The 25,704-nt window shown below is 38.7% G+C and carries 25 protein-coding genes; 17 read left to right on the forward strand and 8 right to left on the reverse strand.

Annotated elements, in window-relative coordinates; translation table 11 throughout:
- Positions 1 to 59: 59 nt before the first annotated feature.
- Both TW85_RS25475 and TW85_RS12035 read right to left on the reverse strand, forming a co-directional pair.
- Complete coding sequence (locus TW85_RS25475) at positions 60 to 875, reverse strand: transporter substrate-binding domain-containing protein (protein ID WP_052702122.1); 816 nt, start codon at positions 873 to 875, stop codon at positions 60 to 62.
- Positions 876 to 936: 61 nt separating this feature from the next.
- On the reverse strand, positions 937 to 2,238 hold the full coding sequence (locus tag TW85_RS12035; protein WP_046017355.1) for a DEAD/DEAH box helicase: 1,302 nt from the start codon (positions 2,236 to 2,238) through the stop codon (positions 937 to 939).
- Positions 2,239 to 2,438: 200 nt separating this feature from the next.
- Here TW85_RS12035 and TW85_RS12040 point away from each other — a divergent pair, with 200 nt between their 5' ends.
- Together TW85_RS12040 and TW85_RS12045 are read left to right on the forward strand one after the other, a co-directional pair.
- The gene (locus TW85_RS12040; RefSeq protein ID WP_046017356.1) at positions 2,439 to 3,002 is read left to right on the forward strand and encodes a DUF1415 domain-containing protein; all 564 of its coding nucleotides are present in this window, start codon (positions 2,439 to 2,441) and stop codon (positions 3,000 to 3,002) included.
- A gap of 64 nt (positions 3,003 to 3,066) precedes the next feature.
- On the forward strand, positions 3,067 to 3,900 hold the full coding sequence (locus tag TW85_RS12045) for a S1-like domain-containing RNA-binding protein (RefSeq protein WP_046017357.1): 834 nt from the start codon (positions 3,067 to 3,069) through the stop codon (positions 3,898 to 3,900).
- 62 nt (positions 3,901 to 3,962) lie between these two features.
- Here the strand turns inward: TW85_RS12045 and TW85_RS12050 are convergent, their stop codons facing one another.
- Entirely contained in the window at positions 3,963 to 5,204 is a 1,242-nt protein-coding gene (locus tag TW85_RS12050) for a methyl-accepting chemotaxis protein (protein WP_046017358.1), read from the reverse strand.
- 231 nt (positions 5,205 to 5,435) lie between these two features.
- The gene (locus tag TW85_RS12055) at positions 5,436 to 6,365 is read right to left on the reverse strand and encodes a 2-dehydropantoate 2-reductase (protein ID WP_046017359.1); all 930 of its coding nucleotides are present in this window, start codon (positions 6,363 to 6,365) and stop codon (positions 5,436 to 5,438) included.
- A gap of 91 nt (positions 6,366 to 6,456) precedes the next feature.
- Between TW85_RS12055 and TW85_RS12060 the strand changes: the two genes are divergently transcribed.
- Positions 6,457 to 6,939: a YajQ family cyclic di-GMP-binding protein gene (locus tag TW85_RS12060; RefSeq protein WP_046017360.1), complete on the forward strand. Its 483-nt coding sequence runs from the start codon at positions 6,457 to 6,459 to the stop codon at positions 6,937 to 6,939.
- 345 nt (positions 6,940 to 7,284) lie between these two features.
- Here the strand turns inward: TW85_RS12060 and TW85_RS12065 are convergent, their stop codons facing one another.
- Positions 7,285 to 7,587, reverse strand: a complete 303-nt coding sequence (locus TW85_RS12065) for an MGMT family protein (RefSeq protein WP_052702124.1) — start codon at positions 7,585 to 7,587, stop codon at positions 7,285 to 7,287.
- A 46-nt stretch (positions 7,588 to 7,633) separates the two neighbouring features.
- On the opposite strand from TW85_RS12065, the gene TW85_RS12070 reads away from it, so the two are divergent.
- The 3 genes from TW85_RS12070 (at position 7,634) to groL (ending at position 10,221) form a co-directional block, all read left to right on the forward strand.
- Positions 7,634 to 8,101, forward strand: coding sequence for an FxsA family protein (locus TW85_RS12070; protein WP_046017361.1), 468 nt, complete (start codon positions 7,634 to 7,636; stop codon positions 8,099 to 8,101).
- Positions 8,102 to 8,231: 130 nt separating this feature from the next.
- The gene (locus tag TW85_RS12075) at positions 8,232 to 8,519 is read left to right on the forward strand and encodes a co-chaperone GroES (protein WP_046017362.1); all 288 of its coding nucleotides are present in this window, start codon (positions 8,232 to 8,234) and stop codon (positions 8,517 to 8,519) included.
- A 55-nt stretch (positions 8,520 to 8,574) separates the two neighbouring features.
- Positions 8,575 to 10,221: a chaperonin GroEL gene (groL, locus tag TW85_RS12080; protein WP_046017363.1), complete on the forward strand. Its 1,647-nt coding sequence runs from the start codon at positions 8,575 to 8,577 to the stop codon at positions 10,219 to 10,221.
- Between the two features lie 172 nt (positions 10,222 to 10,393).
- Here the strand turns inward: groL and TW85_RS12085 are convergent, their stop codons facing one another.
- The 3 genes from TW85_RS12085 to TW85_RS12095 all read right to left on the reverse strand — a co-directional run bounded on the left by TW85_RS12085 (position 10,394) and on the right by TW85_RS12095 (position 13,591).
- Positions 10,394 to 11,347, reverse strand: a complete 954-nt coding sequence (locus TW85_RS12085) for a LysR family transcriptional regulator (RefSeq protein WP_343251976.1) — start codon at positions 11,345 to 11,347, stop codon at positions 10,394 to 10,396.
- Between the two features lie 181 nt (positions 11,348 to 11,528).
- Positions 11,529 to 12,581 carry a methionine synthase gene (locus tag TW85_RS12090; RefSeq protein ID WP_046017364.1) on the reverse strand — a complete coding sequence of 351 codons (1,053 nt, stop codon included), beginning with the start codon at positions 12,579 to 12,581 and terminating at the stop codon, positions 11,529 to 11,531.
- Between the two features lie 26 nt (positions 12,582 to 12,607).
- A complete protein-coding gene (locus TW85_RS12095; protein WP_046017365.1) occupies positions 12,608 to 13,591 on the reverse strand; it encodes a DUF1852 domain-containing protein in 984 nt (327 codons plus the stop codon).
- Between the two features lie 500 nt (positions 13,592 to 14,091).
- Between TW85_RS12095 and TW85_RS12100 the strand changes: the two genes are divergently transcribed.
- From TW85_RS12100 to purF, 11 genes are all read left to right on the forward strand, one after another.
- The gene (locus TW85_RS12100; protein WP_046017366.1) at positions 14,092 to 14,817 is read left to right on the forward strand and encodes an EAL domain-containing protein; all 726 of its coding nucleotides are present in this window, start codon (positions 14,092 to 14,094) and stop codon (positions 14,815 to 14,817) included.
- 165 nt (positions 14,818 to 14,982) lie between these two features.
- On the forward strand, positions 14,983 to 17,220 hold the full coding sequence (locus TW85_RS12105; RefSeq protein ID WP_046017367.1) for a FimV/HubP family polar landmark protein: 2,238 nt from the start codon (positions 14,983 to 14,985) through the stop codon (positions 17,218 to 17,220).
- Positions 17,213 to 18,040, forward strand: coding sequence for a tRNA pseudouridine(38-40) synthase TruA (gene truA / locus TW85_RS12110; protein ID WP_046017368.1), 828 nt, complete (start codon positions 17,213 to 17,215; stop codon positions 18,038 to 18,040). Before TW85_RS12105 ends, truA begins: the two co-directional genes overlap by 8 nt.
- Positions 18,024 to 18,644 (forward strand): phosphoribosylanthranilate isomerase, encoded by a 621-nt coding sequence (locus TW85_RS12115; protein WP_046017369.1) that lies wholly within the window; start codon positions 18,024 to 18,026, stop codon positions 18,642 to 18,644. Before truA ends, TW85_RS12115 begins: the two co-directional genes overlap by 17 nt.
- On the forward strand, positions 18,634 to 19,842 hold the full coding sequence (gene trpB, locus TW85_RS12120; RefSeq protein ID WP_046017370.1) for a tryptophan synthase subunit beta: 1,209 nt from the start codon (positions 18,634 to 18,636) through the stop codon (positions 19,840 to 19,842). The genes TW85_RS12115 and trpB overlap by 11 nt, the downstream gene beginning before the upstream one ends.
- A gap of 1 nt (position 19,843) precedes the next feature.
- Positions 19,844 to 20,653, forward strand: a complete 810-nt coding sequence (gene trpA, locus TW85_RS12125) for a tryptophan synthase subunit alpha (RefSeq protein WP_046017371.1) — start codon at positions 19,844 to 19,846, stop codon at positions 20,651 to 20,653.
- Positions 20,654 to 20,683: 30 nt separating this feature from the next.
- Entirely contained in the window at positions 20,684 to 21,544 is an 861-nt protein-coding gene (gene accD, locus TW85_RS12130) for an acetyl-CoA carboxylase, carboxyltransferase subunit beta (RefSeq protein WP_046017372.1), read from the forward strand.
- Between the two features lie 4 nt (positions 21,545 to 21,548).
- Positions 21,549 to 22,784: a bifunctional tetrahydrofolate synthase/dihydrofolate synthase gene (gene folC / locus TW85_RS12135; RefSeq protein WP_046017373.1), complete on the forward strand. Its 1,236-nt coding sequence runs from the start codon at positions 21,549 to 21,551 to the stop codon at positions 22,782 to 22,784.
- 25 nt (positions 22,785 to 22,809) lie between these two features.
- Positions 22,810 to 23,397 carry an SPOR domain-containing protein gene (locus TW85_RS12140; RefSeq protein ID WP_046017374.1) on the forward strand — a complete coding sequence of 196 codons (588 nt, stop codon included), beginning with the start codon at positions 22,810 to 22,812 and terminating at the stop codon, positions 23,395 to 23,397.
- 74 nt (positions 23,398 to 23,471) lie between these two features.
- Positions 23,472 to 24,005 (forward strand): CvpA family protein, encoded by a 534-nt coding sequence (locus TW85_RS12145; RefSeq protein WP_046017375.1) that lies wholly within the window; start codon positions 23,472 to 23,474, stop codon positions 24,003 to 24,005.
- A 122-nt stretch (positions 24,006 to 24,127) separates the two neighbouring features.
- The gene (gene purF / locus TW85_RS12150; protein WP_046017376.1) at positions 24,128 to 25,636 is read left to right on the forward strand and encodes an amidophosphoribosyltransferase; all 1,509 of its coding nucleotides are present in this window, start codon (positions 24,128 to 24,130) and stop codon (positions 25,634 to 25,636) included.
- Positions 25,637 to 25,704 lie beyond the last annotated feature (68 nt).

Raw genomic sequence — 25,704 nt, forward strand, 5'->3', positions numbered from 1 at the left:
AAGGCACTCAAACATTTTGAGTGCCTTTTTTAGTCCTCTCGACCTGAAAAAATCAAGCATTAATTGGCTCTTGCAAGATTACGACACTGCTCTTGGTTCCATTTCTCTATAACGTCATTTTGATGTGTTTCATACCAATTCGATTGACTGATTTTAAGCATTTCATGACGAGTTGAATTGATGACTTTTTTATCAGTGTTATGGCTAAACGCCGCCCACAAAGGGTTGGCAAACTCATTAATCGTAAAGTTATACTTTAACCTTTCACTCGGGTAGCCACTTCGACATAAGGTGCCTTTAGCCAAAAACTCTGTTAACGGCAAGAAATCGATACGACCAGCGAATAACATTTTTATTGCAATTAAATAGTGTGGAACAGGGTAAAGTTGCTCATCTAGCATGGCTAAATCTGTTGAAACATAGTTTTGAAGCTGACTACCGGATTGTATGGCAAGTATTCGGTGAGAGTGGACTAGTTCTTGCCAGTTATTAAAGGGCGTTTCTGATTGGTTTCTGTCTGTTTTTTCTAATGAAAAGATCGCTTGGCGATAAGGTGAAACTTCAGCCATCCAGATAAATTTGTTTTCTCGCTGTGGGGTTCTCGATAGAGAGAAAAAGAGGGTGTTTTTATCATTCGAGGCTATTTGAATTGCTCGGCGCCATGGGAAAAACTCAATATTACCTAATTCAATATTATGCTTTTTAAGTAAAATTGGCCTGAGTTTATCTAAAAGGTCTACAACATAGCCTTTTGGGTTGTTATTGCCGTATTGAAGAGGGGCAAACTCTGAAGTGACTAATCGTACTTTTGTCGTTTCTGCGCTAGCTGTAACGGAAAAACATAATGCTAAACAAATTATTAAGTAATGAATCATAGCGATAGAATTAGCTTAAAGTGAGAGTGAAATATCACCCTCACTTATAATTGGTTTATGACTAATCTTTCAGTGCTTTCTTCATTTTTTGAAGATTAATTTTGCGCTGAATTTTACGTTGTTTTTTCTCTTCAGCTGTTGCTGCCGCTTTAATTGCTTTTTTATCAAGTTTCGGCGCTTTTTTCTTTTTGCTTTTTGCAGCAGGAGAACGAACTTTTGTTTTGGCTTCTAAGCCTTCAATGCGACCAAACTTGATAGACGATTGCATGTATCGTTGGATCTTCTCCATCATAGCGAGATCCGTACTATCCACTAAAGATACACAAGTGCCAGGGTTTCCATCACGAGATGCACGACCTGCTCTGTGTACATATGAGTCTGACTTTTGCGGTAAGCGCAGGTTAATGACAGTATTTATCTCAGGTAAATCTATACCTCGCGCTGCGACATCCGTTGCAACCAAAACCTGAAGACGTCCTTTCTGCATTTGTTTCATATGCTCACTTCGATCGCCTTGCTTCATTTCACCATGTAATCCACTACACATAATGTGAAGGGCTCTGATTTTATTAACCCATACGTCAACGTGGTCTCTATTTGAAACAAAGAGTAATGCTTGCTGAACACCTTCCTGCTTAAGAAGATGTTTTACTATGGCTTCTTTATGAGCATCATCATCAACACGGTAAGCAACTTGCTTAATTTGAGAAGGAATAGTACGTGTTGAGTCATTAATTTGCAGCGTTTCTGGCTCTTGTTGAAAAATCTTATCAGCAAGCTGACCCAGTTTATCGCCATCCAAAGTCGCTGATAACATTGCTGTCTGACGGTTTTTTGGCAATTCTTTAACTAATGCCGTAATAGTGTCAGCAAAGCCCATATCAAGCATACGGTCAGCTTCATCAATGACAAAGTAGCTAACATCACTTAAATCAAGCCATTGTTTGTCATCTAATTCTTTTAATCGACCCGGTGTTGCCACAAGAATGTCGCAGTCTTCACTCAGTTGTTGCTGTTGCATGCCGTAAGGTGTGCCGCCAACGATAAGTTGAGGCTGAATACGAGTATGGATTAATAGCTCACGTACCAAATTAAAAATTTGACGAGCTAGTTCACGACTTGGCGCAAGAATAAGTACCTTAGGTGCATTAGTTGAAGCCTCATCACGATCCAGAATATGCTGTACTGCTGGTGCACAAAAAGACAGGGTTTTACCTGTACCTGTAGGTGCACTCGCCAATAAATCTTCTCCATCCATTAACACAGGAATTGCTTGGTTTTGAATTTCTGTCGGTTCTTTAAAGCCAAGTTGAATGATGGCTTGTTCGATGGTTGGATCTAATTCTAATTCTGAAAAGGACATTAATGGTCTCTATAATGGTTTGATCTGACTAAATAAGGTTGCGGATAATACCCTTTTTTTTGGGCTAAATCAGCATATCTAATGTAAATGAGGCCGGAGAGTTTACTATTCTATTAAAACCTTACAATTGTTTGAAAGATTATTAGACCCACGTAGGACAAATCCACTAAAATGCCCACATAAATTTTAGAGGTAATTAAATGCAAAACTCAGATGAGTTGGTTAGCAAGCAAACATTAAAATGGGTGACGTCTTTTATCGTTGATCTTAATGTTTGTCCTTTTGCTAAACGTGAGGTAGAGCATGACTCTATTCGTCTATCAGTTGTTCGATCAAAAAAGACAGCCTTTGCTCTTGAAGAGTTGATGGCAGAAATTGCATGGTTAGATGAGAACACAGAAACAGAAACTAGTTTAGTTGTGTTCCCAACTTTATTTAGTGATTTTGAAAGCTATTTAGACTTTGTCGCTATGACAGAAGATATTATGTTTGAACAAGGCTACGAAGGTACTTATCAAGTTGCAACTTTCCATCCGGATTACTGTTTTGATGGTGTTGAGCAGGATGATGTCTCAAATTATACCAATCGCTCGCCTTACCCAATGATTCATTTGCTTCGAGAAGCGAGTGTTGAAAAAGCCATAGAATTTTATGGTGATACAACAGGTATTCCAGATGACAATATTGCCTTAATGGAGGAGATGGGGCTTGAGAAAGTAGAAACCATCTTACAATCTTGTCTAAAGCCTGAAAGCGCAGAATAAACGAACATTTGATTGCTAATTAGTAATCAAAATAGATTTAAATTTTAAAAATGCCGGAGAATTCATGGCTGCAACTATTGGTCGTCAACAAACATTGACCGTAATAAGAGAAAAAGATTTTGGTGTGTATCTAGATGCGCACCAGTTTGGCGATGTGTTATTGCCAAAAAGGTATGTGCCTCAAGGAACAAAAGTCGGTGATGATTTAGAGGTTTTTATATATCTAGATTCAGAAGATGAGTTAATCGCAACGACGCTTGAACCTAAAGCACAGGTAGGTGAGTTTGCCGCATTAACCTGTGTTGCAAATAACCGTGTTGGTGCATTTTTTGATTGGGGTTTACCTAAAGACTTATTGGTGCCATTTAGCCAGCAAAAAAATACAATCGAAGAGGGTGAGACCCACTTAATGTTTGTTTATCTAGATCAGAATACAAACCGTTTAGTAGGTACAACTCGTGTTGACGCACTGTTAAACAGAGAGGAACCACCTTATAGAGCAGGCGATAAGGTTCAAGCCATTATCGGTGATAAAACAAACATAGGTTTCAAGTGTGTCATCGATAATCGTTTTTGGGGTGTTTTGTTCTTTGAAGATGCGTTTCGTCAGTTACGCAAAGGCGAGAAAGTTACAGCGTTCATTAAGCGTGTTCGTGATGATGGTAAAATTGATATCAGTCTACAAGAAGTTGGTTATAAGAAGGTAACTGGTATTCTAGGTGATATTTTGCAATATCTTGATGATCATAATGGTGAGATGCCAATTACGGATAAAAGTAGCCCTGAAGCAATTTACGCCGTATTTAAAGTAAGTAAGGCGACTTTTAAAAAGGCCTTAGGAGCACTTTATAAAGATAAGAAAATATTACTGACTAAAGAAAAAGTAACTAAACTTTAGTGCTTCTGTGTTAATAAAAAAGGCTATGTTCATATGACATAGCCTTTTTAGTTTCTGAGCTATTAGTTGCTGTGATTGTACTCATCTAATGCCACTTCTAAATGGCTTGCTGTATCAACTAAAACAACCTTGGAGTTAATAATCTCATTCATGTTTTGTAGGCAAGATTCAGATCTCTCTTGAATTTGCTTAACATCATGGTACATCTTATCAGACGCTTCCCTTTGCGCTGTTGCTGACCGGGCACTTTCGCTATTTAAATCCGCTAATGTTTTAATAAGCTCTGTCATTTGAGTCAGTTTGCTCTTAGAACCGTTTACATTGTCTGAAATATGTTGAACTTCTCTAGCACCACTTTCTACTTTTTGAACAAGCTCTTCAGAGGTTTTTTCTAGGTTTTCAATCATGCTTTGAATTTCAATTGTCGCTTCTTGAGTTCTCACAGACAAACCACGTACCTCATCAGCAACGACTGCAAAGCCACGACCTGCCTCGCCAGCACGTGCCGCTTCTATTGCTGCATTCAGCGCTAATAAGTTAGTTTGTTCGGATATACCATTAATGACATCAAGAACAGATTTAACCTCATGGGAGGTGTTTCTCAGCTCTGTACTGGCTTTTGAGGAGCTTTGCATTTCAGTACTAAGTTGCACCATTAACTTGATAAGCTCCTCTGATTGAGTATTCACTTCCTGCATATTGCCGTGTAAGTTTTGTGCAACCTCATCTGCCTGTTCTGAATATTGAGCGGAATCATTAGCTGTTTGAGTCGACTGTAAAACAGCATCGGAGCAGCGTACCAACTCTTCATGTTGGCCTGACAGGTGAGTTTGAGATGAGTTAGAAAGCCTATCTATTTCTTTTGTTTGGTTAGCGACTTGTTTTGAAGCAATCGAAACCGATTCTATTAATTTCACGAGTTTATTGATTGTACTATCAACGGCACCACCAATAAGGCCAAATGCATCACTTCCAGAAAACCCGATTCTTTGATTCAGATCTCCGGCTTCAATTTGCTGCATTACGCGAATAATATGTTTCAATAAAGGCATGATGTTTTGAGCAATGGATATTGCCAACAAAAAGATAAATACAATTGCTACAGTGCTGAGTACGGCAAGGCTTGATGATGACATAGCATTGTGTGCTATTTGATTTTCTTTTAGTAATACTTCTAATTGGTAGTGTTGGTAAAGCTGGAAGAGTGTTAGTAACAATGCACAGATGGAAGGTAAAATGAACTTAGTTTCTAAACTAATATTCATTAAAATGCGGTCACGCCACCCAATTTTTACGTCAGCCATAAATCTATTTCAACCTATTTTTTAAATATTCTTATCGGTAGTAAATCTGAGTCGTCTTGTTACAGGTCCGTACTCAGATTTACTAACTCTAAATAGACCTATGTTTTTTATCAATTAATAAAGGCGAATATACGGTAAAGAAATTTCATTATGTGAAAGTTGAAATATATTGCTCGCATTCTGAACTGAATTGGTGTTATCCACTTGATAAGTATATGTTTGTTTTTGTTGCTAAAAGGAGATTAAGCCAGATAGCTCATTAAGCTTTTTGGTGTGATCCAGCTTTTTCTTGATGCATTCAAGTAAAAACGACTGAATTGGTAGCCGTAATTCAGTTTTATCGACCTCAGCAATTAGAAATCCGCAAATATAGTCAATCTCAGTTTCGCGTTGAGAAGAAAAGTCTTGCAGCATGGATGAACGGTTCTGAGCCGTTTTTTCAACAACTTGATCAATCAGATTAGCTAAGTCTGATTGCACAAAACCCTTAGCAACTAAAAAGTTGCATACCTCATCACGGCAAGCTAGATAGAAGTGGGAATACTGAGCATTCAAAAGTTGACCATTTTTAATATCGAAAAATGCAGTTAATGGATTAATAACTGCATTCACTGCAAGCTTTGAATAAAGCTTCTTAACTATATCGCCTGTATAAAAGCGAGAAAATGGCTGTGGTGGCCGTTTTGAGTGATCTAAAGCACCAATATAAATGTCACCTTCACCTGTTCTTTTAATTTTATTAGGTGCAAGCTTAAGCGCGCCTTCACTTGTCGTTGCAATAAAGAGTGTTTGTGTGGGCTTAAGTATCTCTGCGAGTTGGTGTTGAGAGCCCATGCCGTTACATAGTGTGATAAGTTGGGCGTCAGGGCTAATCTTCGCCATGTTTTCTTTATAGGCATTAATTAGGTCGAAAGATTTGGTGCAAAACAATATACGATTGAACGTCTGCTCAGTGTTGCCATTATTCAACCATGAATTACTTAACTCCTTAAGCGGGTAGCTTTTTGCACCTAGATTATTCTCAAGGATTAATGTTTCAAGCTTTTGTACGCTTCTATGCAATAAGGTAACGCTAATTTTAAGGTCAGCAAGCTTGCTATACCAGAGTAACCCAATGGCACCAGCACCTATGATCAACCAATTTTCGTTGTTGCCTTTCAAAGTTAATAATCCTGTTTAAATCACTGTAATTAATAAAATTTACTGTTATTATCGCCGCAATTAATAAGATTTAAAATGACAGGAGTGAAAAATGCCTTCTTTTGATGTGGTGAATGAACTGGATTGGCACGAAGTGTCAAATGCTGTAGATCAAGCTAATCGTGAGCTTGGAACCCGTTATGACTTTAAAGGTGTAGAAGCTAAGTTTGTTGTCAAAGACAAATCAATTGTAATGGAAGCGCAATTTGAACCGCAACTTCAGCAAATGTTTGAAATGCTTTTTCAAAAAATGGTAAAGCGTGGTATCGACCTTAAAAGCCTTGAAAGAGGTGATGCTACCCTTGGTAATATGCGTGTTAGCCAACCAATCACGGTTAAGGAAGGCATCGAAGCGCCTGCTGCCAAGAAAATGGTTAAGATGATTAAAGACGCCAAACTGAAAGTACAAGCTCAAATTCAAGGTGAACAGCTTCGTGTAACAGGTAAGAAGCGTGATGACTTGCAGCAAGTTATGGCGTTATTGAAAGGTGCAGAATTAGATGTACCTGTTCAATTCACAAACTTTAGAGACTAAGTTATTGTGATTTAAAAAAACGCACCATTAGGTGCGTTTTTTTATGCCTTAAAAGAATAGGGCGTTAAGAAAATTTGCGAATAAGTCTTCTCGCTTTATTGCGTTTATAAAATCTTTAAATTTATGGTGAGGGAGGTAACTGAATGGTTATTCTTTTGATAAGGCTACCAACTTTATAGATAAGGCTTTTAGGGTATGCTTTTTGAATGCTTGAATAATATCTACGTGAAGCTCCAGAAAAACGATATCTTATGCTGCAGTCTCTCGAAAAGTACTTAGATTACGACAATGCTACGATTTGTTTGATACTCTTTTTGAGTCGGGCTTTTTTTTATCTTAGTTTCACTAAGCTTTTTTGATTTTTTGACCTTTTATTAGCCAGCCTTCTTCCTCAAGGTGTGCTTTTTGTCTGTTGTATGCGTCAGAATCTTGTTCAAAAGCGATCTCAAAGTTAGATTTAACGACTCTAAACCAAGGTAACTCTGTGTCTTTTGGCAACATTTTGAGTATCCTGCCAACTTGCCTCGCATAATTAGCTTGCCCTGAACGTTTTGCTAGACCACCATAAGTAATTAATTCACCTTTGGGTATGTGATGTAATTGAGTGAATAATATTAATTTAAACTGCTCCATCGCTTGATTACTCATGGTTCGGCCTTACATAGAAATAAAGAATGTTTAAGAGAAGGTATATATGCGAATTGCACTGATTGTTTTTATATTATTTCCAATTGTCGAAATGATGCTTTTAATTGAAGTGGGAAGTCAAATTGGAACACTAACAACAATTGCTTTAGTTTTCTTAACTGCCATTTTAGGCGTCAACCTCATTCGAAAGCAAGGTGCGCAAACCATGATGCGTGCTCAAGAAAAAATTCGTCAAGGTGCATTGCCAGCTAATGAAATGTTAGAGGGCCTTATGCTGGGCTTAGCTGGTGTATGTTTACTTGTACCTGGCTTTGTTTCTGACACAATTGGCGCTTTATTGTTGTTACCAATGTTTCGAAAAAGCATAGCAGCAATATTTTTGGTCAAATTTATTAGTAGCCGTGTCAATATGCATGCTGCTTGGAATAAAAACGGATCTGCCTTTGACCAAGGTGGGGACACCTTTGAAGGTGAATACCGTAATGAAGACAAAGACATGCTAGATAAAAAATAATTTTAACTATGGGGTTGAAAAGCATTTTGGCAGCCTCATTATCAAAAAACAGTAACAAACTCCTGCTTTTAGGTAGGCTTTAAAAAACCAAGAAAACTTGGTATTGATTTAATATTGGAGAAAAAGATCAATGAATATTCGTCCGTTACACGATCGTGTTGTTGTACGTCGTAAAGAAGAAGAAACAACAACAGCTTCTGGTATTGTTTTACCAGGTTCAGCAACTGAAAAACCAACACAAGGTGAAGTTGTTGCAGTAGGTACTGGTCGTATTCAGTCAAACGGTGAAGTTGCTGCACTAGCTGTAAGCGTTGGCGAAACTGTTGTTTTTGGTCAGTACTCAGGTCAAACCATCAAACTAGATGGTGAAGAACTTTTGATCATGAAAGAAGAAGAGATCTACGGCATTATCGGCTAAGTTTTAAGCCTAATACGTAAATAAATAATAAATAATCGAATTTTAGGAAATAAAGATGTCTGCTAAAGAAGTTAAGTTTAGTGATAGCGCACGCCAGCAAATGCTTAAAGGCGTAAATGTTTTGGCTGATGCTGTAAAAGTTACTCTTGGACCAAAAGGTCGTAACGTAGTAATTGAAAAATCTTTCGGTGCGCCTCTAGTAACTAAAGATGGTGTATCTGTAGCGAAAGAAATCGAATTAGAAAACCGCTTTGAGAACATGGGTGCTCAAATGGTTAAAGAAGTTGCTTCACAAGCAAACGATGTTGCTGGTGATGGTACAACAACTGCGACTGTTCTAGCTCAAGCACTTGTTACTGAAGGTCTTAAGTCTGTTGCTGCGGGTCGTAATCCAATGGATCTTAAGCGTGGTATCGATAAAGCAACTCAAGCTGTTGTAGCGCAAATCGCTTCACAATCTCAACCATGTGCAGATACAAAAGCAGTAGAGCAGGTTGGTACTATTTCTGCTAACTCTGATTCAAGTGTAGGTAAAATCATTGCTGAAGCAATGGAACGTGTTGGTAAAGAAGGCGTTATCACTGTAGAAGAAGGTTCTGGTTTTGATGATGAGCTAGATGTAGTTGAAGGTATGCAGTTTGACCGCGGTTACCTTTCTCCATACTTCATCAACAACCAAGAAACTATGAGTGCTGATTTGGAAAACCCATTCATCCTTATGGTTGATAAAAAGATCACAAACATTCGTGATTTGCTACCAATTCTAGAAGGTGTTGCTAAAGCGTCACGTCCTCTTTTAATTATTGCTGAAGATGTTGAAGGTGAAGCGTTAGCAACACTAGTTGTAAACAGCATGCGTGGCATTGTTAAAGTTGCAGCCGTTAAAGCACCTGGTTTTGGTGATCGTCGTAAAGCGATGCTTCAAGATATTGCTATCCTAACAGGTGGTGAAGTGATTTCTGAAGAAGTTGGTATGAGCCTAGAAACAGCGACTCTTGAGCAACTTGGTACAGCTAAGCGTGTAACTTTGACAAAAGAAAGCTCAACAATTGTTGATGGTGCTGGTAATGAAGCGACAATTCAAGGTCGTGTAGCTCAGATCCGTGCTGAAATTGAATCTTCAACTTCTGAATACGATAAAGAGAAGTTGCAAGAACGTGTTGCTAAGCTTGCTGGTGGCGTTGCAGTTATCAAGATTGGTGCGGCAACTGAAATTGCAATGAAAGAGAAGAAAGCACGTGTTGATGATGCGCTTCACGCAACTCGCGCAGCAGTTGAAGAAGGTGTCGTTGCTGGTGGTGGTGTTGCTCTTGTTCGCGCACTTTCAACTGTTTCAGCTATCGAAACTGACAACGAAGACCAAGAAGTTGGTGCTCAACTAGCGTTACGTGCAATGGAGGCGCCTATGCGTCAGATTGCAACAAACGCAGGTGACGAAGCCTCTGTTGTTGTAGATAAAGTTAAGCAAGGTGAAGGTAACTATGGTTACAACGCTGCAACTGGTAACTACGGCGATATGCTTGAAATGGGTATCCTAGATCCAGCGAAAGTAACTCGTTCAGCACTTCAAGCTGCATCTTCTGTTGCTGGTCTTATGATCACGACTGAAGCTATGATTGCAGATATCCCGAAAGAAGAAGCTGCTGCTATGCCTGATATGGGCGGCATGGGCGGAATGGGTGGTATGGGCGGCATGATGTAAGAGCTAGGCTCTTATTCTGAAACCCAATATCATAATAAAAACCCGAATATCAGTATTCGGGTTTTTTTATGTCTAAATAATAGCTTTATTATTTAAACTCTAGTCGGCTAATGTTGATATTCAGTTATTTCAAAGTGCTTGATCTCTAAGCAAGCTTAGCTTCTAGAATTGATTATTTTGTCTTTTGAGCTTGGGTGATAAAGTCTTTTAAATAATTGATATGCTGCTCATCTTTTCTAACGCCAACAAAAATCTGTTTGCTGATACCATTTTCCCCAAAGCGAATACTCTTTATGGGCATTGTTTTAGCGTATTCATCTACTAGCCAACCTGGTAGGGCGCAAACACCACGTCCGGCTGCGACCATTTGCAGCATGATTTCCGTTGTTTCAATGTATTTATGTTTTTTTACTGTGGACTTTGCTGGACTAAGAAATTGACTGAAAACATCAAGTCTTTCAGGTTCAACAGGGTAACTAAATAAAACCTCTTGAGTAAGTTGTTCGGGTAAAACATATGCTTGGTCTGCAAGTTTATGGGTTTCACTCACAACAAGTTTATGCTCATAGTCAAAAACAGGAATGTACTCAATTTTTGGTCTATAAAGAGGGTCGGGGGTTATAAGTACATCAATCTCATAACTTAGTAATGCGCCTAAAGCACCAAATTGGAATTCTTGTTTTACATCCATATCTATATCTGGCCATTGCTCCAGATAAGGTTGTATCACTCTGAGTAGCCATTGATAACAAGGGTGGCACTCCATGCCAATACGCAGAGCACCAGCCTCGCCTTTAGCGATTTGTTTCAGTAATAGCTCTGTGTGTGAAAATTGAGGTAAAACTCTGTTGGCAAGGGTTTGAATGCGCTCACCGGCTGTAGTTAGTCGTAAATTTCGTCCATCTTTTTTCCATATTGGAGTGGCTATCTGGCCTTCTAGTTTTTTTATGCTGTGACTGAGCGCTGATTGAGATAAATATAATGAATCTGCAGCCTTGGTGAGGGTTCCATGTTCTTTAATGGCGGTTAGTATTTCTAAGTGGATTCTTTCAAGCACTGGTTGGCTCCAATATATAATTTCATGAGTAAAACTCATCGATTCTAAAATACTATCATTTTTATTCATCTTTTAGTTCTTTGAGTGAGAAGGGGGGGGTGGTAGCAAAAATTGAGGCGTTCATTTAAGTGAAATTATTTGATCCAACCTTTGTTAAGGGATGGTTCAAGATGTGTACTTGTAAGATAAATTGATTCTATGAAAAAGGCTTGGCTTAATGTTTTTATAAGCCAAGCCATGAAGAGTACCTTTATGAGTTTCTAGATAGAATCTCTTTTCTAATTATTTCAGCCCCCGCACTTAGCGCATTTAATTTATCTCTTGCAACCTGTCGAGATAAAGGTGTCATGCCGCAATTTGTTGAAGGATAAAGTTTATCAGCATCAACATATTTGAGTGCTTCACGAAGTGTGTGAGCAACTTCATCTGGTGTCTCTATAGTGTTTGTTGCAACATCAATGGCACCAACCATGACTTTTTTGCCACGAACAAGCTCAAGTAACTCTATTGGGGCTTTTGAGTTATGGCATTCTAACGAAATGATGTCGATATTAGATGTTTGAAGTTTTGGAAAAACCTCTTCATATTGGCGCCACTCAGTACCTAATGTTTTTTTCCAATCTGTATTTGCTTTAATGCCATAGCCATAACAAATGTGTACGGCTGTTTCACATTTAAGGCCTTCTATGGCTCTTTCTAAGCAATCGATTCCCCAGTCGTTCACTTCTTCGAAAAATACATTAAAAGCAGGTTCATCAAACTGGATAATATCTACTCCGACAGCTTCTAGCTCTTTTGCTTCTTGGTTTAATATCTTTGCAAACTCCCAAGCAAGCTTCTTTCGACTATGATAATGATCGTCATACAGGGTGTCTATCATGGTCATTGGGCCCGGCAAAGCCCATTTGATCGGTTTATTAGTTTGTTGGCGTAAAAATTTAGCATCTTCAATAAAAACAGGCTTAAGTCGAGAAACCTTATCAACAACAGTGGGGACGCTAGCATCATATCTATCTCGTATTTTTACAATTTTACGTCGCTCAAAATCAACGCCTGATAGATGTTCAATAAAAGTGGTTACAAAGTGTTGGCGACTTTGTTCTCCGTCGCTAACTATATCTATACCGGCTTGCTGTTGTTCTTGTAATGAAACACGAAGTGCATCTTTTTTGCCGTCAATTAAGTCTTCCCCATGTAGCTTCCAAGGGGACCAAAGTGCTTCAGGCTGAGCAATCCATGAAGGTTTAGGTAAACTGCCAGCCGTTGATGTTGGTAGCAATGGCAGGGTTTTGTTTGTATTCATAATATAAGTACTCTGTGTCAAGGCAATTAAAGTGCGAAGTTAGCCGACCATTGTTCTAGTTTAGATTGATAAGGTTTAATGAAGTTTTCTTCAGCGAACTTGCCTTGTTTAATCGCTAGCTTGCTTCTTTCTTCACGATCATAAACAATTTGAGTTATTGAATGATCTAGGTTGTTAAGGTTTGGTTGATAGCAGCTACCTGCAACCGCGTTGGCATTATAGATTTCAGGGCGATAGATTTTTTGAAAGGTCTCCATTGTGCTGATAGTGCTAATCAGCTCAAGATTGGAGTAGTCGTTTAGTAAGTCGCCAAAAAAATAAAATGCCAAAGGTGCTGCGCTATTTGGTGGCATGAAATAACGAACTTGTAACCCCATTTTTTTGAAGTATTGCTCAGTTAGAGATGTTTCGTTGGCTTGATATTCATAGCCCAGTAATGGGTGTTGATTTTCGCATCTATGATAGGTCTTACTGTCTGAAACACTAAGGCAAATAACTGGTTGCTTAATAAAATGTTGTTTGTAGGTATCAGAGTTAACGAAATATTTAAAAAGCTTTCCGTGCAAGTCGCCAAAATTATTAGGGACAGTAAATTTGTTTTTGTCTTTATTATGATTGGGTAATAAAACACTGAAATCATAATCTCTAACGTAGGATGAAAAGTTGTTTCCTACTATGCCCTCAATATATTTATTAGTCTGCTTGTCTAAAATATTGGTTTTTAAAACTTCAATGCTAGGGAAGCTATGGTTAATGCCTTCAATATTCATATCAACAGAAACTATTTCAAGTTCAACAGAATAGCGATTGCCCTTAGGATTGTCCCAATTGGCTAATGCATTAAAGCTATTGTTGATCATGCTTAGGGCGTTGCGTAAATTTTGCTGACGATGCTCACCTCTAGCCAAGTTGGCAAAGTTTGTTGTAATGCGAGTCTTGTCTGATGGCTGATAGTTCTCATCAAGACAAGCCTTTCTAATTGAAAAATTGAAAGCGTTATTTGTGTTCATCTGGTATCCATTTTTCTGCAATATATCCTGAATTTAAAATAAGCCTTTGTGAGGCCTGCTGTACTCTTCTTTGAGCATTTAACTTTATTAGCAATGAACACTTGAAGGAGAAGTGTTAGTTAAATGCGCATTGATTTTCACTTTTGTGTGAAGCGATGAATAATTTATAAGGTTTTTAAAGCATGAAAAAAATCGATTTTATTTCATGGATCTATGATCAAGTTTCATAGGTTTGTGTTTTGAGTGATAAGAAGCACAATCTGAATATTTGTTTTGGCTTTCGAAGCAATAACTTCATGTCACTAATATCGGCCATGTTCTTGTTAAAGTTGTTAGAGAGAAGGTTGGTATAACTTGTAGGTTAAAAAATCACTCACTTTATTGATCTAGCTGATAATGGCGAAACTTAGCAGCGTCTTTTTTCGTGAGAATGAGTGTCATTAAGGTAAGGGTTTGTTACTATCTATAAAGGTAGAATGTTGATTTAGTTGGGATTTTGGATGAGTTCATTAAGTAATCAGTTGGTTTTGGATCTGTTACAGAATAAGCGTTATGGCGTTGAGTATCAGCCTATCGTTTGTGTATTAACAGGTGAAATTATTGCTTATGAAGCGCTATCAAGATTTTACACAGCAACTGGTGAGTCATTGAGGCCGGACCTCGTCTATGCTTCATTACATCATAACCTGCTAAGCCTTTATCAGGTTGAATATGAACAAAAGAAGATTCAACTTGAGCATGCTCCATTAGATAAGACAATCTTTGTGAATTTAGATCAGGATGCTTTTTTTGCGAGTGGTGTTACTGGAATAGATAATCCATTCGTGCAATTAATTCGCTCTCACAAGCAAAACCAGGTGATGGTTGAGTTAATCGAAAACTCTGAGCTAAATGATGCACTAATGAGTTTGTCTATGATCGAAACATTAGCAGCATACGATATAGGGACGGCAATAGATGATTTATGCAATCCAAAATCAATGATATCAGTATCGGTTATGCAGTTAGTTGATGTGATTAAGCTAGATAAGCATGTGGTCAAAAAGGCAGATGATGAACGTTTTATGCTTTTTACTAAGAAAATGATTGAGTTTGGACGACAATCAGATAAAAAAATTGTACTTGAAGGGATAGAAACCGAGAGTGATCTTGATTTCGCTAGGGAGTTAGGGGTTGATTATGTACAAGGTTATTTGTATCGATCACAGTTTATTCAGCGCCCTTGATTAAAATATCAACAATCAGGCTCAAAAAAGAATGGAAACTGGCTTGTATTTGCTCAATCACAAAGATTAGCCAAACCATTGATTCTAAAGCTATTGATAAATCCCTATCCCTGTAAGATACTTATGATACTTTTGATTAGTAGTTTGGTGAAATAAGGGAAGCTTATGCTCAAGAAGACGCTCGTTAGTATCGCTGTGGCAAGCACACTATCCATTACGTCGGCACATGCTCTAGAACTTGGCGAGCTAACCGCCATATCTAAGGCAGATGAGCCTTTTAAAGCTGAGATCCAATTATTAGATGTTAATTCGCTAAAACCAAACGAAGTTAGAATTCGTCTTGGTAGTGAAAGTGAATTCAGACAAGCCGAAATAGTCCCCAATAGAATTTTATCCCGCTTAAGATTTCAAGTGAGACAGCCAAGTAATGGCAAGTTAGTCATTGATGTTGTTAGTCGCGATAAGCTTGATGTCGATAACTTAGACTTTGTACTTTCTGCTAGATGGCCAAGTGGCAAGGTTGTTCGAGGTTATAAGGTACCATTAAAAGAAAGTGTACTTGTTGAGAGCGGTGGTGGAGAAGTTGTGCAATCTAGTAAGGTTGCAAAAGCCAACAATACGATCAATAGAACAACATTTGTTGATGCACGTAGTTTATTAGAGTCTATGCCTACTGAAGGCACTTACACAACGTCTCAAGGTAATACTCTTTGGTCGCTTGCCGATAGAAATAAGCCAAACAATCAGTTAACTGTTTATCAAACTATGATGGCAATCCAAGCATTAAATGAAGATGCTTTTTATGCCAACAATATTAACTTGATGAAAGAGGGAGCCATCCTAAGGCTTCCTACAAAAGAACAAATTGCTTTATTTAACAAAGCAATGTCTAAGCAAGAGTTTGAAAAACAAAATCAAGCTTGGATGGATTTGAAACGAAATGGTCGTATTGCCAAGCAAATTGAGTCTGCTCAATTAAATACTCAAGCTAATTCAAAACCAGCGAGTAAAGTACGCGGCATTTCAGAGGATACTCTGTCATTAATTGCTGGTGCGAGTGTTTTACCAGAAGGCGCAGCAAGTTCGAATGACGGTGGTTCTGAAAAAATTGCTAAACTTGAGCAAGAGCTATCTTCAACGAAAGAAAATTTAGATAAAGAAAGTCGTGAAAAAGTAGAGCTTGGTCAGAAGTTAAATGACTTGAACTCACAATTGGCGACTCTTGAAGAGCTCATCAGCCTTAAAGATGCTCAGCTTGCTGAATTGCAGCAGCAGTTCATGTCAGCACAAAATGCGCTACAAGAACAGAAAAACACTGTTGATCAACTCCTTGAAGCAGATCAATTAAGACGCGAGAAAGAAATGGCCGAAGAAGCTTCTTTTGTTAATCGCTTCTTTGGGAACCCTATATTTGTCTCTATTGCCTCAGTATTACTTCTCGTATTCGGTTTCTTAATAGGTTTCTTAATAAAGAAGTCTGGAAAAAAAAAGGAAGAGGGTGATGAGTTAAGTGATTTTGATTTAGCAAGCGAATCACTTGCTCCTGTTGCTCTTGCAGAAGCGGCAGTACCTGAAATGGCTCCTGAACCAGAGAAGGAAGAGGAAGATGACGATCCTTTCTCTTTCGACTTTGATGGTGCTGTAGATGATGATGCTAATATCGATACTGACTTAGATATGGATATTGCAGATGATCCATTTGCTGAAGACCTTGATGCCAATGAATCAGTTGAAGAAACACCTGCTGAAGATGAATCGTTCGGTGATGAAGCTTTTGGTGATGACATCTTTGATGATAGTGCTTTTGCGGATGATCTTGATCTAGAAGAAACGAAAGAAGAAGTTGAAGAAGACTTTGGATTAGATATTGATGATGTTGATGACCTTGAGGTTGTTGATGAAGAAGACATTCCAACAATTGAACCTGAACCAGAGTTAGAAGAAGATATTTTTGATGACGCTCAAAATATCCTTGAAGCGGATGACGTTGAAGATTCTGAAGAAGCAGACTTTGTTAACAACCTTCTAAATGACACAGAAGAGCAAGACGATATAGATGAAACAGCGATCTTTGATGAAGACCCGAATGAAAGTCTAGCTAATAGCATTGAAGAGTCTTTAACAGAGGCGCAAAGTGATCTAGATGATGATTTAGCCGTTCCTAGCTTCACAGAAGAAGATGCAAAAGAAGATGATGAAGCCAGTGATGAAGAGGAAGAGTTTGACTTCTTCGATGCCAGTGGTGATGAAGTTGCAACAAAATTAGACCTAGCGAGAGCCTATATGGATATGGGTGACGAAGAAGGTGCTCGAGTTATTCTTGAAGATGTTCTTACCTCAGGCAATGAAGCCCAAGTTTCAGAGTCTCAAAGTATGATAGATCGGATGTCACCAAGTGAGTAAAAAGAAAGTCGCGTTAGTTGTTGAATATAAAGGAACAGAATATAAAGGATGGCAAGCTCAAAAATATGACGTACCAACGGTACAAAAATATCTAGAAACTGCTTTATCTAAAATAGCTGCACATACTGTAAAAGTAGTATGTGCCGGTAGAACAGACGCTAGTGTTCACGCCAGTGCGCAAGTGGTTCATTTTGAAACAGATGTTGAGCGTAGTGAAAGGGCTTGGACCCTTGGTGTAAATTCGAATTTACCTAAAGATATTGCTGTTGTAGCAGCAGCGAATATGCATCCAAGCTTCCATGCTCGTTTTAGTGCTGTTAGTCGCCGTTATCGTTATGTGATTTATTCCAATCCCTTACGTCCTGCCATTATGTCTAAAGAGGTGACCTGGACACACAAAACGCTTGATATTACTAAAATGCAACAAGCTGCCAAGGTGTTTGTTGGTAAGCATGATTTTAGTTCTTTTAGAGCGGTTGGTTGTCAGGCTCATACGCCCGTTCGTACTATTTTAAATTTTCAAATTTACCAGTCTGGTCAATACATAGTGTTGGATATAAGGGCGAATGCTTTTTTACATCATATGATACGTAATTTCGCTGGAGTCTTAATGACTATTGGTGCTGGTGAAGAAGAGGTATCATGGGCAAGCGAAGTGCTGGCTGCTAAAGATAGAACAAAAGGTGGGATAACAGGTCCACCAGAAGGGCTCTACTTTGTCGATGCTGAATACCCTAAAGAATTTAAAGTTCCTAAGGTAGCGCTAGGGCCGCACTTTTTACCTTATTTTGAAGAGCCAAGTTATGAATTGCCGAGTTAAAATTTGTGGTATTACAAATCTAGAAGATGCCTTACATGCGTGTGAGCAAGGTGCTGATGCTCTAGGTTTCGTTTTTTATAAGAAATCTCCACGCTATATAGAACCTGAAAAAGCAAATGAAATAGTTAAGCAGCTTCCTCCCTTTGTTGTGCCCGTTGCGTTATTTGTTAATGCTGAATATGAGCTTATTCACTCAGTGATTGAAAAAAATGATCGATGGGTAATTCAATTTCATGGGGATGAAAGTAATGCAGAGTGTCAGAAGTATAATCGTACTTTTATAAAGGCACTAAGAGTGAAACCTGATGACAATATTAATTTAGAAATTAAAAGCTATCCTGATGCAAGTGCAATTTTACTCGATGCATATAAAGCTGGTGTTCCCGGTGGTACAGGGGAGAGCTTTAACTGGGAGTTGGTGCCAAAAAATACCAACAAATCAATTATATTAGCAGGCGGATTAACGGTAAGTAATATTCGTCAGGCCGTAGAACAAGTACAACCTTATGCAGTCGACGTCAGTGGGGGCGTTGAGTTATCAAAAGGCATTAAGGATCATAATAAAGTACAACAATTTATAACTGGAGCTAAACGTGGACAATAAAATAGCTGATAACCTACCAGATCAAAATGGCCGTTTTGGTCAATATGGTGGTGTTTTTGTATCTGAAACGCTAATGGCTGCGTTGGAAGATCTAACTGAGCTTTATGAGAAAATGTCAAAAGATGAAGAGTTTCAGTCAGCTTTTGATAAAGATCTTGCTCACTATGTTGGTCGTCCGTCACCTCTATATTTTGCTGAACGACTGACTGAAAAAGCTGGCGGAGCAAAAATCTATTTAAAGCGCGAAGACCTTAATCACACAGGTGCGCATAAGATCAATAATACAATTGGCCAGGCGCTTTTAGCTAAGCATATGGGTAAGCCAAATATTATTGCTGAAACAGGTGCTGGACAACATGGTGTTGCATCAGCAACTGTTGCGGCTCGCTTAGGATTAAACTGTAAAGTATTCATGGGTGCTGAAGATATTAAGCGTCAATCCTTGAATGTCTATCGCATGAAATTACTAGGAGCAGAAGTAATCCCTGTAGATTCAGGTACACAGACTCTGAAAGATGCTTTGAATGAGGCAATGCGCCATTGGGTTAGTCATGTTGATGATACCTTTTACATCATAGGCACAGCAGCAGGCCCACACCCTTACCCTAAATTGGTAAGAGACTTTCAAGCTGTTATAGGACGTGAAACTAAAGTTCAATGCATTGAGCAGGAAGGTCGTTTACCTGATGCTGTCGTTGCATGTGTTGGCGGCGGCTCAAATGCCATTGGTATGTTCCACCCATTTATACAGGATGAATCTGTTGCTATGTATGGTGTCGAAGCTGGCGGTAATGGTGTTGAAACAGGTGAGCACGCAGCGCCATTAACAGCCGGTAGACCAGGTGTACTTCATGGTAACCGTACTTATATTATGGCTGATGAAGATGGCCAGATTAGCGGTACTCACTCTATTTCAGCAGGTTTGGATTATCCTGGAGTAGGTCCAGAGCATGCTTGGTTAAAAGATATTGGCCGTGCTAATTATGTCGCAATCAATGATGATGAAGCGATGGACGGTTTCCGTGATTTAACGCGTCTAGAAGGAATTATGCCTGCATTAGAATCAAGTCACGCTGTTGCTTATGGTATGAAATTAGCTGCCACTATGGATAAAGATCAAATCGTTGTTGTGAATTTATCTGGTCGTGGTGACAAAGATATTTTAACTGTCGCTGAGCTAGATGGGGTTGAGGTTTAAAATGAATCGTATAAAAAACTGTTTTGCTGAATTAAAGCGTACTAATAAAAAAGCATTGATTCCATTTGTAGAGGCGGGTGATCCGAGTCCAAAACACACAGTTGATATTATGCATGGGTTAGTCGCTTCGGGCAGTAGTATTATTGAGTTAGGAATGGCTTTCTCAGACCCTATGGCAGATGGCCCTGTTATCCAGTTAGCATGCGAAAGAGCTTTGGCCGCTGGTATTACTGTGGCTAAAGTGCTTGAGATTGTGGCGGAGTTTAGAACTAAAGATAATACAACACCTGTTGTTTTAATGGGCTATTTAAACCCAATTGAGTTCTTTGGTTATGAAAAATTTGCAAAAGCAGCAAAAGAAGCGGGTGTAGACGGTATTTTATTGGTCGATCTGACTCCAGAAGAAGCGACAGATGTAGTAGAATGCTTTTCGCAGAATGATATTGATCTGATTTATTTATTAGCGCCGACGACAACAAAAAGCAGAGCTAAAAAAATCTGCGAGCAGGCTTCGGGCTATGTTTATTACGTGTCAGTGAAGGGGGTTACTGGTTCTGCAGCTTTAGATGTAGACAGTGTTCGCTCGCACGTAGAAAGTTTAAGAGAAATTACTGACCTACCTATCGGTGTTGGTTTTGGTATTCGTGATGCTGAAACAGCAAAAGCTATTAGCCAATGTGCTGATGGCGTTATTGTTGGTAGTGTTTTGGTGAATGCAATTGCAGATAACCAAACGCAACCCAATGACGTAGTTGTTAAAGCTTTATCAAATATCTTAACGCCTATGCGTACCAGCATGGACAGTGTTTAAGTTAGTTTAAAAGACAGAATTGGAGTTTAAATGAGTAGTTGGCTAGATAAATTTGTTCCTTCAAACTTTAGAAGTGAAGCAAAATCTCGTAGTTCAGTACCAGAAGGTCTTTGGAAAAAGTGTCCAAAATGTGAAAATGTTTTGTACCGTCCAGAGTTAGAAAAGAATTTAGATGTTTGCCCTAAATGCGATCATCATATGCGTGTAAGTGCACGTCGTCGTTTAGACTTATTCTTAGATCAGGAAGGCCGCACTGAAATTGCGTCTGACTTAGAGCCAGAAGATAAGTTGAAATTTAAAGATTCTAAGCGTTATAAAGATCGTTTAGTTGCGGCGCAAAAAAATACTGGTGAAAAAGATGCCTTAGTAGCGATAGAAGGCACACTCAACGGCATGCCTATTGTTGCTGTTGCTTTTGAATTTAGCTTCCTAGGTGGATCAATGGGTTCAATTGTAGGTGAGCGTTTTATCCAAGCTGTTAATGTTTGTTTAGAAAAACGTATTCCATTAGTTTGCTTTTCAGCAAGTGGTGGTGCTCGTATGCAAGAAGCTTTGATCTCTCTAATGCAAATGGCTAAGACAAGTGCTGGTCTTGAGCGTATGAAGCAGCAGGGCATTCCATATATTTCTGCTATGACTGATCCAGTCTTTGGTGGTGTTTCAGCCTCTCTTGCAATGTTGGGTGATTTAAATGTTGCAGAACCAAATGCATTGATTGGTTTTGCCGGTCCTCGCGTTATCGAACAAACTGTTCGCGAAAAGCTTCCTGAAGGTTTTCAGCGCAGTGAGTTCTTATTAGATAAAGGTGCGCTAGATATGATTATATCGCGTCATGATTTGCGCGATCGTTTATATAACATTCTATCTATCCTTACTAATAAGGCTGCTTGATTTAATGCATCCTAAGTCTCTTTCTGAATGGCTTTCTTATATAGAAAGCCAACATCCAAATAATATAGAATTGGGTTTAGATCGTTGTTCAGCTGTACTAGATAAGCTGAATTACGATCGACCAAAAAATGATATTTTCACTATCTCTGGTACCAATGGCAAAGGTTCAACCTGTACCTTTTTAACCCATTTTTTAGGCTTGAATAGTTTAACAGTAGGTACTTTTACTTCCCCTCATTTTGTTCGTTTTAATGAGCGAATTGCGATAGATGGTGAACCAGTATCGGATGAAGTTATTTGCCAAGCTTTTGCGCATATTGAAGAAATAAGAGGTGATATAGCGTTAACTTATTTTGAGTTTAATACGCTAGCAGCCATTTATATTTTCTCTAATGCAAACTTGGATTACTGGGTGTTGGAGGTTGGCTTAGGTGGTCGTCTTGATTCAGTTAATATGATAGATGCTGATATTACTGCTGTAACTTCAATATCATTGGATCATATAGATTGGCTAGGCGATTCATTAGAAGTGATTGCAGAAGAGAAGGTAGGTATCGCAAGACGGGGTAAGCTTTTGGTTAGTGGTGTTAACAACCCACCTAAAAGTTTAGCTGCAAAAGCTCAAGAAATAGGTGCAAATTTAAAGCAAAAAGGGAGTGATTTTCACTTTAGCTTAAATACGAATAGCACATGGTCTTGGCAAGGTAATGGGCAAACTGTTACTGATCTGCCTATTCCAAGTTTACCTGTTGAGAATGCAGCTACTGTTTTAGCGATTTTAAGTTACAGTGGTTTTCCATTAGAGTTTGAAACCCTTAGTAAATTAATGCTGGATGCAAAGTTAACTGGGCGTTATCAAACATTAATGACATCACCTAATGTAATTTTAGATGTCGCTCATAACCCTGAGGCTGCTCAAGAACTGCAGCGCAGAATTAAAGCATCCAATAAGGATGCTGTTGCTGTCTGTGGAATGCTACACGATAAAGATATTGAATCAGTATTAACTTGCCTAAAAGGAAGTTTTAAGCGCTGGTACTTAGCTGATTTGGAGGCGCCAAGAGGCGCTAGTGCAGCTCAGTTATCTCAATATTTAAATGTTTCAAAAGAGTTTGAAAATGTTGCTCAAGCATTTGATGCAGCGATTGAAGATGTTGGAACAGATGATACAAATATTATTGTATTCGGTTCGTTTGTAACCGTTGCTGATTGTATTTCTCATCACGAAGATAAATATTAACTCAATTTAAACAGGTTCAGGATTAATGCTGGATAAAAGCTCTACACATAGGCTCATTGGTGCTGGCATTATGCTAGTTGCCGCCGCAGCATTACTTCCCGTTATTCTTGATGGTGAAAGACCGCCTGAACTTGATCAAATTATCAAAGTATCAAAAGCACCAGTTATACCCGAGGTTGTCATTAAACCTGTGCAGCCTCTACCTAGTGTCGATAAGCATGTTGAGTTTAAGAAGCTAGAGAAAGCAAAAGATGTTGAAATAGCTAAAGGTGTTGATACAAAGTCAAATGAGCCTGCTTCTAAGCCTGTTAAACCAGCTAAACAAGAAGAGAAACAGGTTAAGGCGCCTGTCGTTGTAAAAAAATTAGAAAAAACCAGCAAGAAGGCAAAATGGACTCTTCAAATTGCTAGCTTTAAAAGTAGAGAGAATGCTAATGCGCTTGTTAAAAAGCTTCAAGCTGCTAACTATCCTGCCTACACGATCACAACCAAAACCTTGTTTAAAGTTTATGTTGGCCCTGAAATTAAACGATCAAGATCCGAGTCTTTGAAACAAGAGATTAAGAAGAAATTTTCTCTTGATGGTTTCATCGTTAAATATTCTGCAAATTAGATTTATTTAAAGTTTTATGCCTTGGCATTTAATCGACTTCTGGTAAACTTCACTGCGGATTAGATGAGGCAAATATGGATCAGATTAGTTCTATTGCGACCCTTGATTGGGTTGTTTTCGCAGTCATAACACTATCAACGCTATTAAGCCTGAAACGCGGTTTTATTAAAGAAGTACTATCCTTAATAACATGGGTGTTGGCCTTTGTTATTGCCGTGAAATTTTCATCTCAAATGCAAAGCCTTATTGTTGATCAAGTACAAAATGATCAAATCCGTTATATAGTCGCATTCGCATCGTTATTTGTTGCAAGCTTATGTGTAGGCGCATTAATTAATTTTTTACTCGGCTCCTTAATCAAGATTACTGGCTTATCCAGTACAGATAGGGTGTTGGGAATGTTGTTTGGATTTGCTAGAGGCACACTTATTTTGGTTGCCTTTACATCTTTGTTAAGTTTAAGTCCTGTTGTAACTGAAACAGACTTTTGGAAAGACTCTAAGTTGGTACCCAAGTTGGTCGTACTTAAAGATTGGGCGCGTGATGTGTTAGGCAAGGGTTCGGATTATATAGATCCATCCCTCATAGAACGCGCTCTTGGCAGTTAGAGAAACAGATTCAATAAGTAACAAGTTTGTTGTGATTTATTGAATCCCAACAAACAGCTTAACGAGAACTGTTTCTTGAGTTTTAGGTGAATTTCACCACCCCAAACACGAGGAATTTAAGCATGTGCGGTATAGTTGGTATCGTGGGTACTTCATTGGTTAACCAGGCTATCTATGATGCGTTAACCTTACTACAGCATCGTGGACAAGATGCTGCAGGTATGGTGACAAGCCATAATGGTAAACTTTGTTTACGTAAAGATAATGGCAGTGTTAGTGAAGTTTTTAGAACACGTCACATGAAGAAGCTCCTGGGTAATATAGGCATAGGTCATGCTCGTTACCCAACCGCTGGGACTTCTAGTTCTGCTGAGGCTCAGCCTTTCTATGTCAACTCACCTTATGGTATTTCACTTGCTCATAATGGCAATCTGACTAATACAGAAAAGCTTGGACAAGAAGTTTTTGAATCAGATTTACGTCATATTAATACCACTTCTGACTCAGAAGTATTGTTAAATGTGCTTGCTCATGAATTACATCAAGAAGGTAAATTAATCCCTAAGCCTGATGATATCTTTAATGCGGTTGAACGTGTTTATAATCGAATTGAAGGTGGTTATGCCGTTGTCGCGCTGATTACAGGTTATGGCATACTTGCTTTTCGTGATCCTGATGGCATTCGTCCTCTTATTTATGGTTCACGTATTACTGAAGCTGGTGATACTGAATACATGATAGCTTCAGAGAGCGTTGCTCTTGATGCAGCGGGATTTAAAGTAGAGCGTGATATTAAGCCTGGTGAAGCCATCTTTATGGATCTAAATCAGCAGGTTCATTTCAGACAATGTACACCTGAGACAATCTCTCGCCCTTGCTTGTTTGAGTATGTTTATTTTGCTCGACCAGATACAGTTATCGACAATATTTCTGTTTATAAAGCTCGTATAAATATGGGTGAAAAACTGGCGAAGAAGATTGCTGTTGAATGGGCTGATTTAGATATAGATGTGGTCATTCCAATTCCAGATACAAGTCGTACTGCGGCACTGCAAATAGCACAAGAAATAGGGGTTCCATTTCGAGAAGGCTTGGTTAAAAATCGCTACATCGGCCGTACTTTCATTATGCCAGGTCAAGAGGTTAGACGTAAATCAGTGCGTCAGAAACTAAACCCTGTCCCATTTGAATTTAAAGATAAAGCTGTTTTGTTAGTGGATGACTCTATTGTACGAGGCACCACCAGTAAAGAGATTATTGAGATGGCTCGTGATGCCGGCGCTAAGAAAGTTTATATCGCGTCTGCTGCACCTGAAGTTCGTTATCCAAATGTCTATGGTATTGATATGCCTGCGGCAGAAGAGTTAATTGCACATAAGCGTGATGTTGGCGAAATTTGTGAATTAATAGGTGCTGACGGTTTAATCTTCCAAGATCTGAATGATCTTATTAATGCTTGCATCGATGAAAAGCATTCGGATGTAAGAGAGTTTGATACATCTGTATTTGACGGTAATTATATAACCGGCAATATTGATGAATCTTATTTAAATCGATTAGAAGCATCAAGAAAAGACACGCAAAAGCAAGAATCACAACCGCAATCAAATGACATGATGCGTCCATTCTAGTAACCTCTAATAAATAAGAGAGTTTTTCGATAACTCTCTTATTTATCTCATTTTTTTTGATTTTCTGG

Origin of the sequence: Marinomonas sp. S3726, assembly GCF_000967665.1 — a bacterium.
In the GTDB taxonomy this organism is placed as follows: Bacteria; Pseudomonadota; Gammaproteobacteria; order Pseudomonadales; family Marinomonadaceae; genus Marinomonas.

What these genes read in the sequence shown, in the direction of transcription:
- TW85_RS25475 (WP_052702122.1), bottom strand. Translation starts at nt 875, where the DNA reads ATGATTCATTACTTAATAATTTGTTTAGCATTATGTTTTTCCGTTACA.
- TW85_RS12035 (WP_046017355.1), bottom strand. Translation starts at nt 2,238, where the DNA reads ATGTCCTTTTCAGAATTAGAATTAGATCCAACCATCGAACAAGCCATC.
- TW85_RS12040 (WP_046017356.1), top strand. Translation starts at nt 2,439, where the DNA reads ATGCAAAACTCAGATGAGTTGGTTAGCAAGCAAACATTAAAATGGGTG.
- TW85_RS12045 (WP_046017357.1), top strand. Translation starts at nt 3,067, where the DNA reads ATGGCTGCAACTATTGGTCGTCAACAAACATTGACCGTAATAAGAGAA.
- TW85_RS12050 (WP_046017358.1), bottom strand. Translation starts at nt 5,204, where the DNA reads ATGGCTGACGTAAAAATTGGGTGGCGTGACCGCATTTTAATGAATATT.
- TW85_RS12060 (WP_046017360.1), top strand. Translation starts at nt 6,457, where the DNA reads ATGCCTTCTTTTGATGTGGTGAATGAACTGGATTGGCACGAAGTGTCA.
- TW85_RS12065 (WP_052702124.1), bottom strand. Translation starts at nt 7,587, where the DNA reads ATGAGTAATCAAGCGATGGAGCAGTTTAAATTAATATTATTCACTCAA.
- TW85_RS12070 (WP_046017361.1), top strand. Translation starts at nt 7,634, where the DNA reads ATGCGAATTGCACTGATTGTTTTTATATTATTTCCAATTGTCGAAATG.
- TW85_RS12075 (WP_046017362.1), top strand. Translation starts at nt 8,232, where the DNA reads ATGAATATTCGTCCGTTACACGATCGTGTTGTTGTACGTCGTAAAGAA.
- groL (WP_046017363.1), top strand. Translation starts at nt 8,575, where the DNA reads ATGTCTGCTAAAGAAGTTAAGTTTAGTGATAGCGCACGCCAGCAAATG.
- TW85_RS12085 (WP_343251976.1), bottom strand. Translation starts at nt 11,347, where the DNA reads ATGAATAAAAATGATAGTATTTTAGAATCGATGAGTTTTACTCATGAA.
- TW85_RS12090 (WP_046017364.1), bottom strand. Translation starts at nt 12,581, where the DNA reads ATGAATACAAACAAAACCCTGCCATTGCTACCAACATCAACGGCTGGC.
- TW85_RS12095 (WP_046017365.1), bottom strand. Translation starts at nt 13,591, where the DNA reads ATGAACACAAATAACGCTTTCAATTTTTCAATTAGAAAGGCTTGTCTT.
- TW85_RS12100 (WP_046017366.1), top strand. Translation starts at nt 14,092, where the DNA reads ATGAGTTCATTAAGTAATCAGTTGGTTTTGGATCTGTTACAGAATAAG.
- TW85_RS12105 (WP_046017367.1), top strand. Translation starts at nt 14,983, where the DNA reads ATGCTCAAGAAGACGCTCGTTAGTATCGCTGTGGCAAGCACACTATCC.
- TW85_RS12115 (WP_046017369.1), top strand. Translation starts at nt 18,024, where the DNA reads ATGAATTGCCGAGTTAAAATTTGTGGTATTACAAATCTAGAAGATGCC.
- trpA (WP_046017371.1), top strand. Translation starts at nt 19,844, where the DNA reads ATGAATCGTATAAAAAACTGTTTTGCTGAATTAAAGCGTACTAATAAA.
- accD (WP_046017372.1), top strand. Translation starts at nt 20,684, where the DNA reads ATGAGTAGTTGGCTAGATAAATTTGTTCCTTCAAACTTTAGAAGTGAA.
- folC (WP_046017373.1), top strand. Translation starts at nt 21,549, where the DNA reads ATGCATCCTAAGTCTCTTTCTGAATGGCTTTCTTATATAGAAAGCCAA.
- TW85_RS12140 (WP_046017374.1), top strand. Translation starts at nt 22,810, where the DNA reads ATGCTGGATAAAAGCTCTACACATAGGCTCATTGGTGCTGGCATTATG.
- TW85_RS12145 (WP_046017375.1), top strand. Translation starts at nt 23,472, where the DNA reads ATGGATCAGATTAGTTCTATTGCGACCCTTGATTGGGTTGTTTTCGCA.
- purF (WP_046017376.1), top strand. Translation starts at nt 24,128, where the DNA reads ATGTGCGGTATAGTTGGTATCGTGGGTACTTCATTGGTTAACCAGGCT.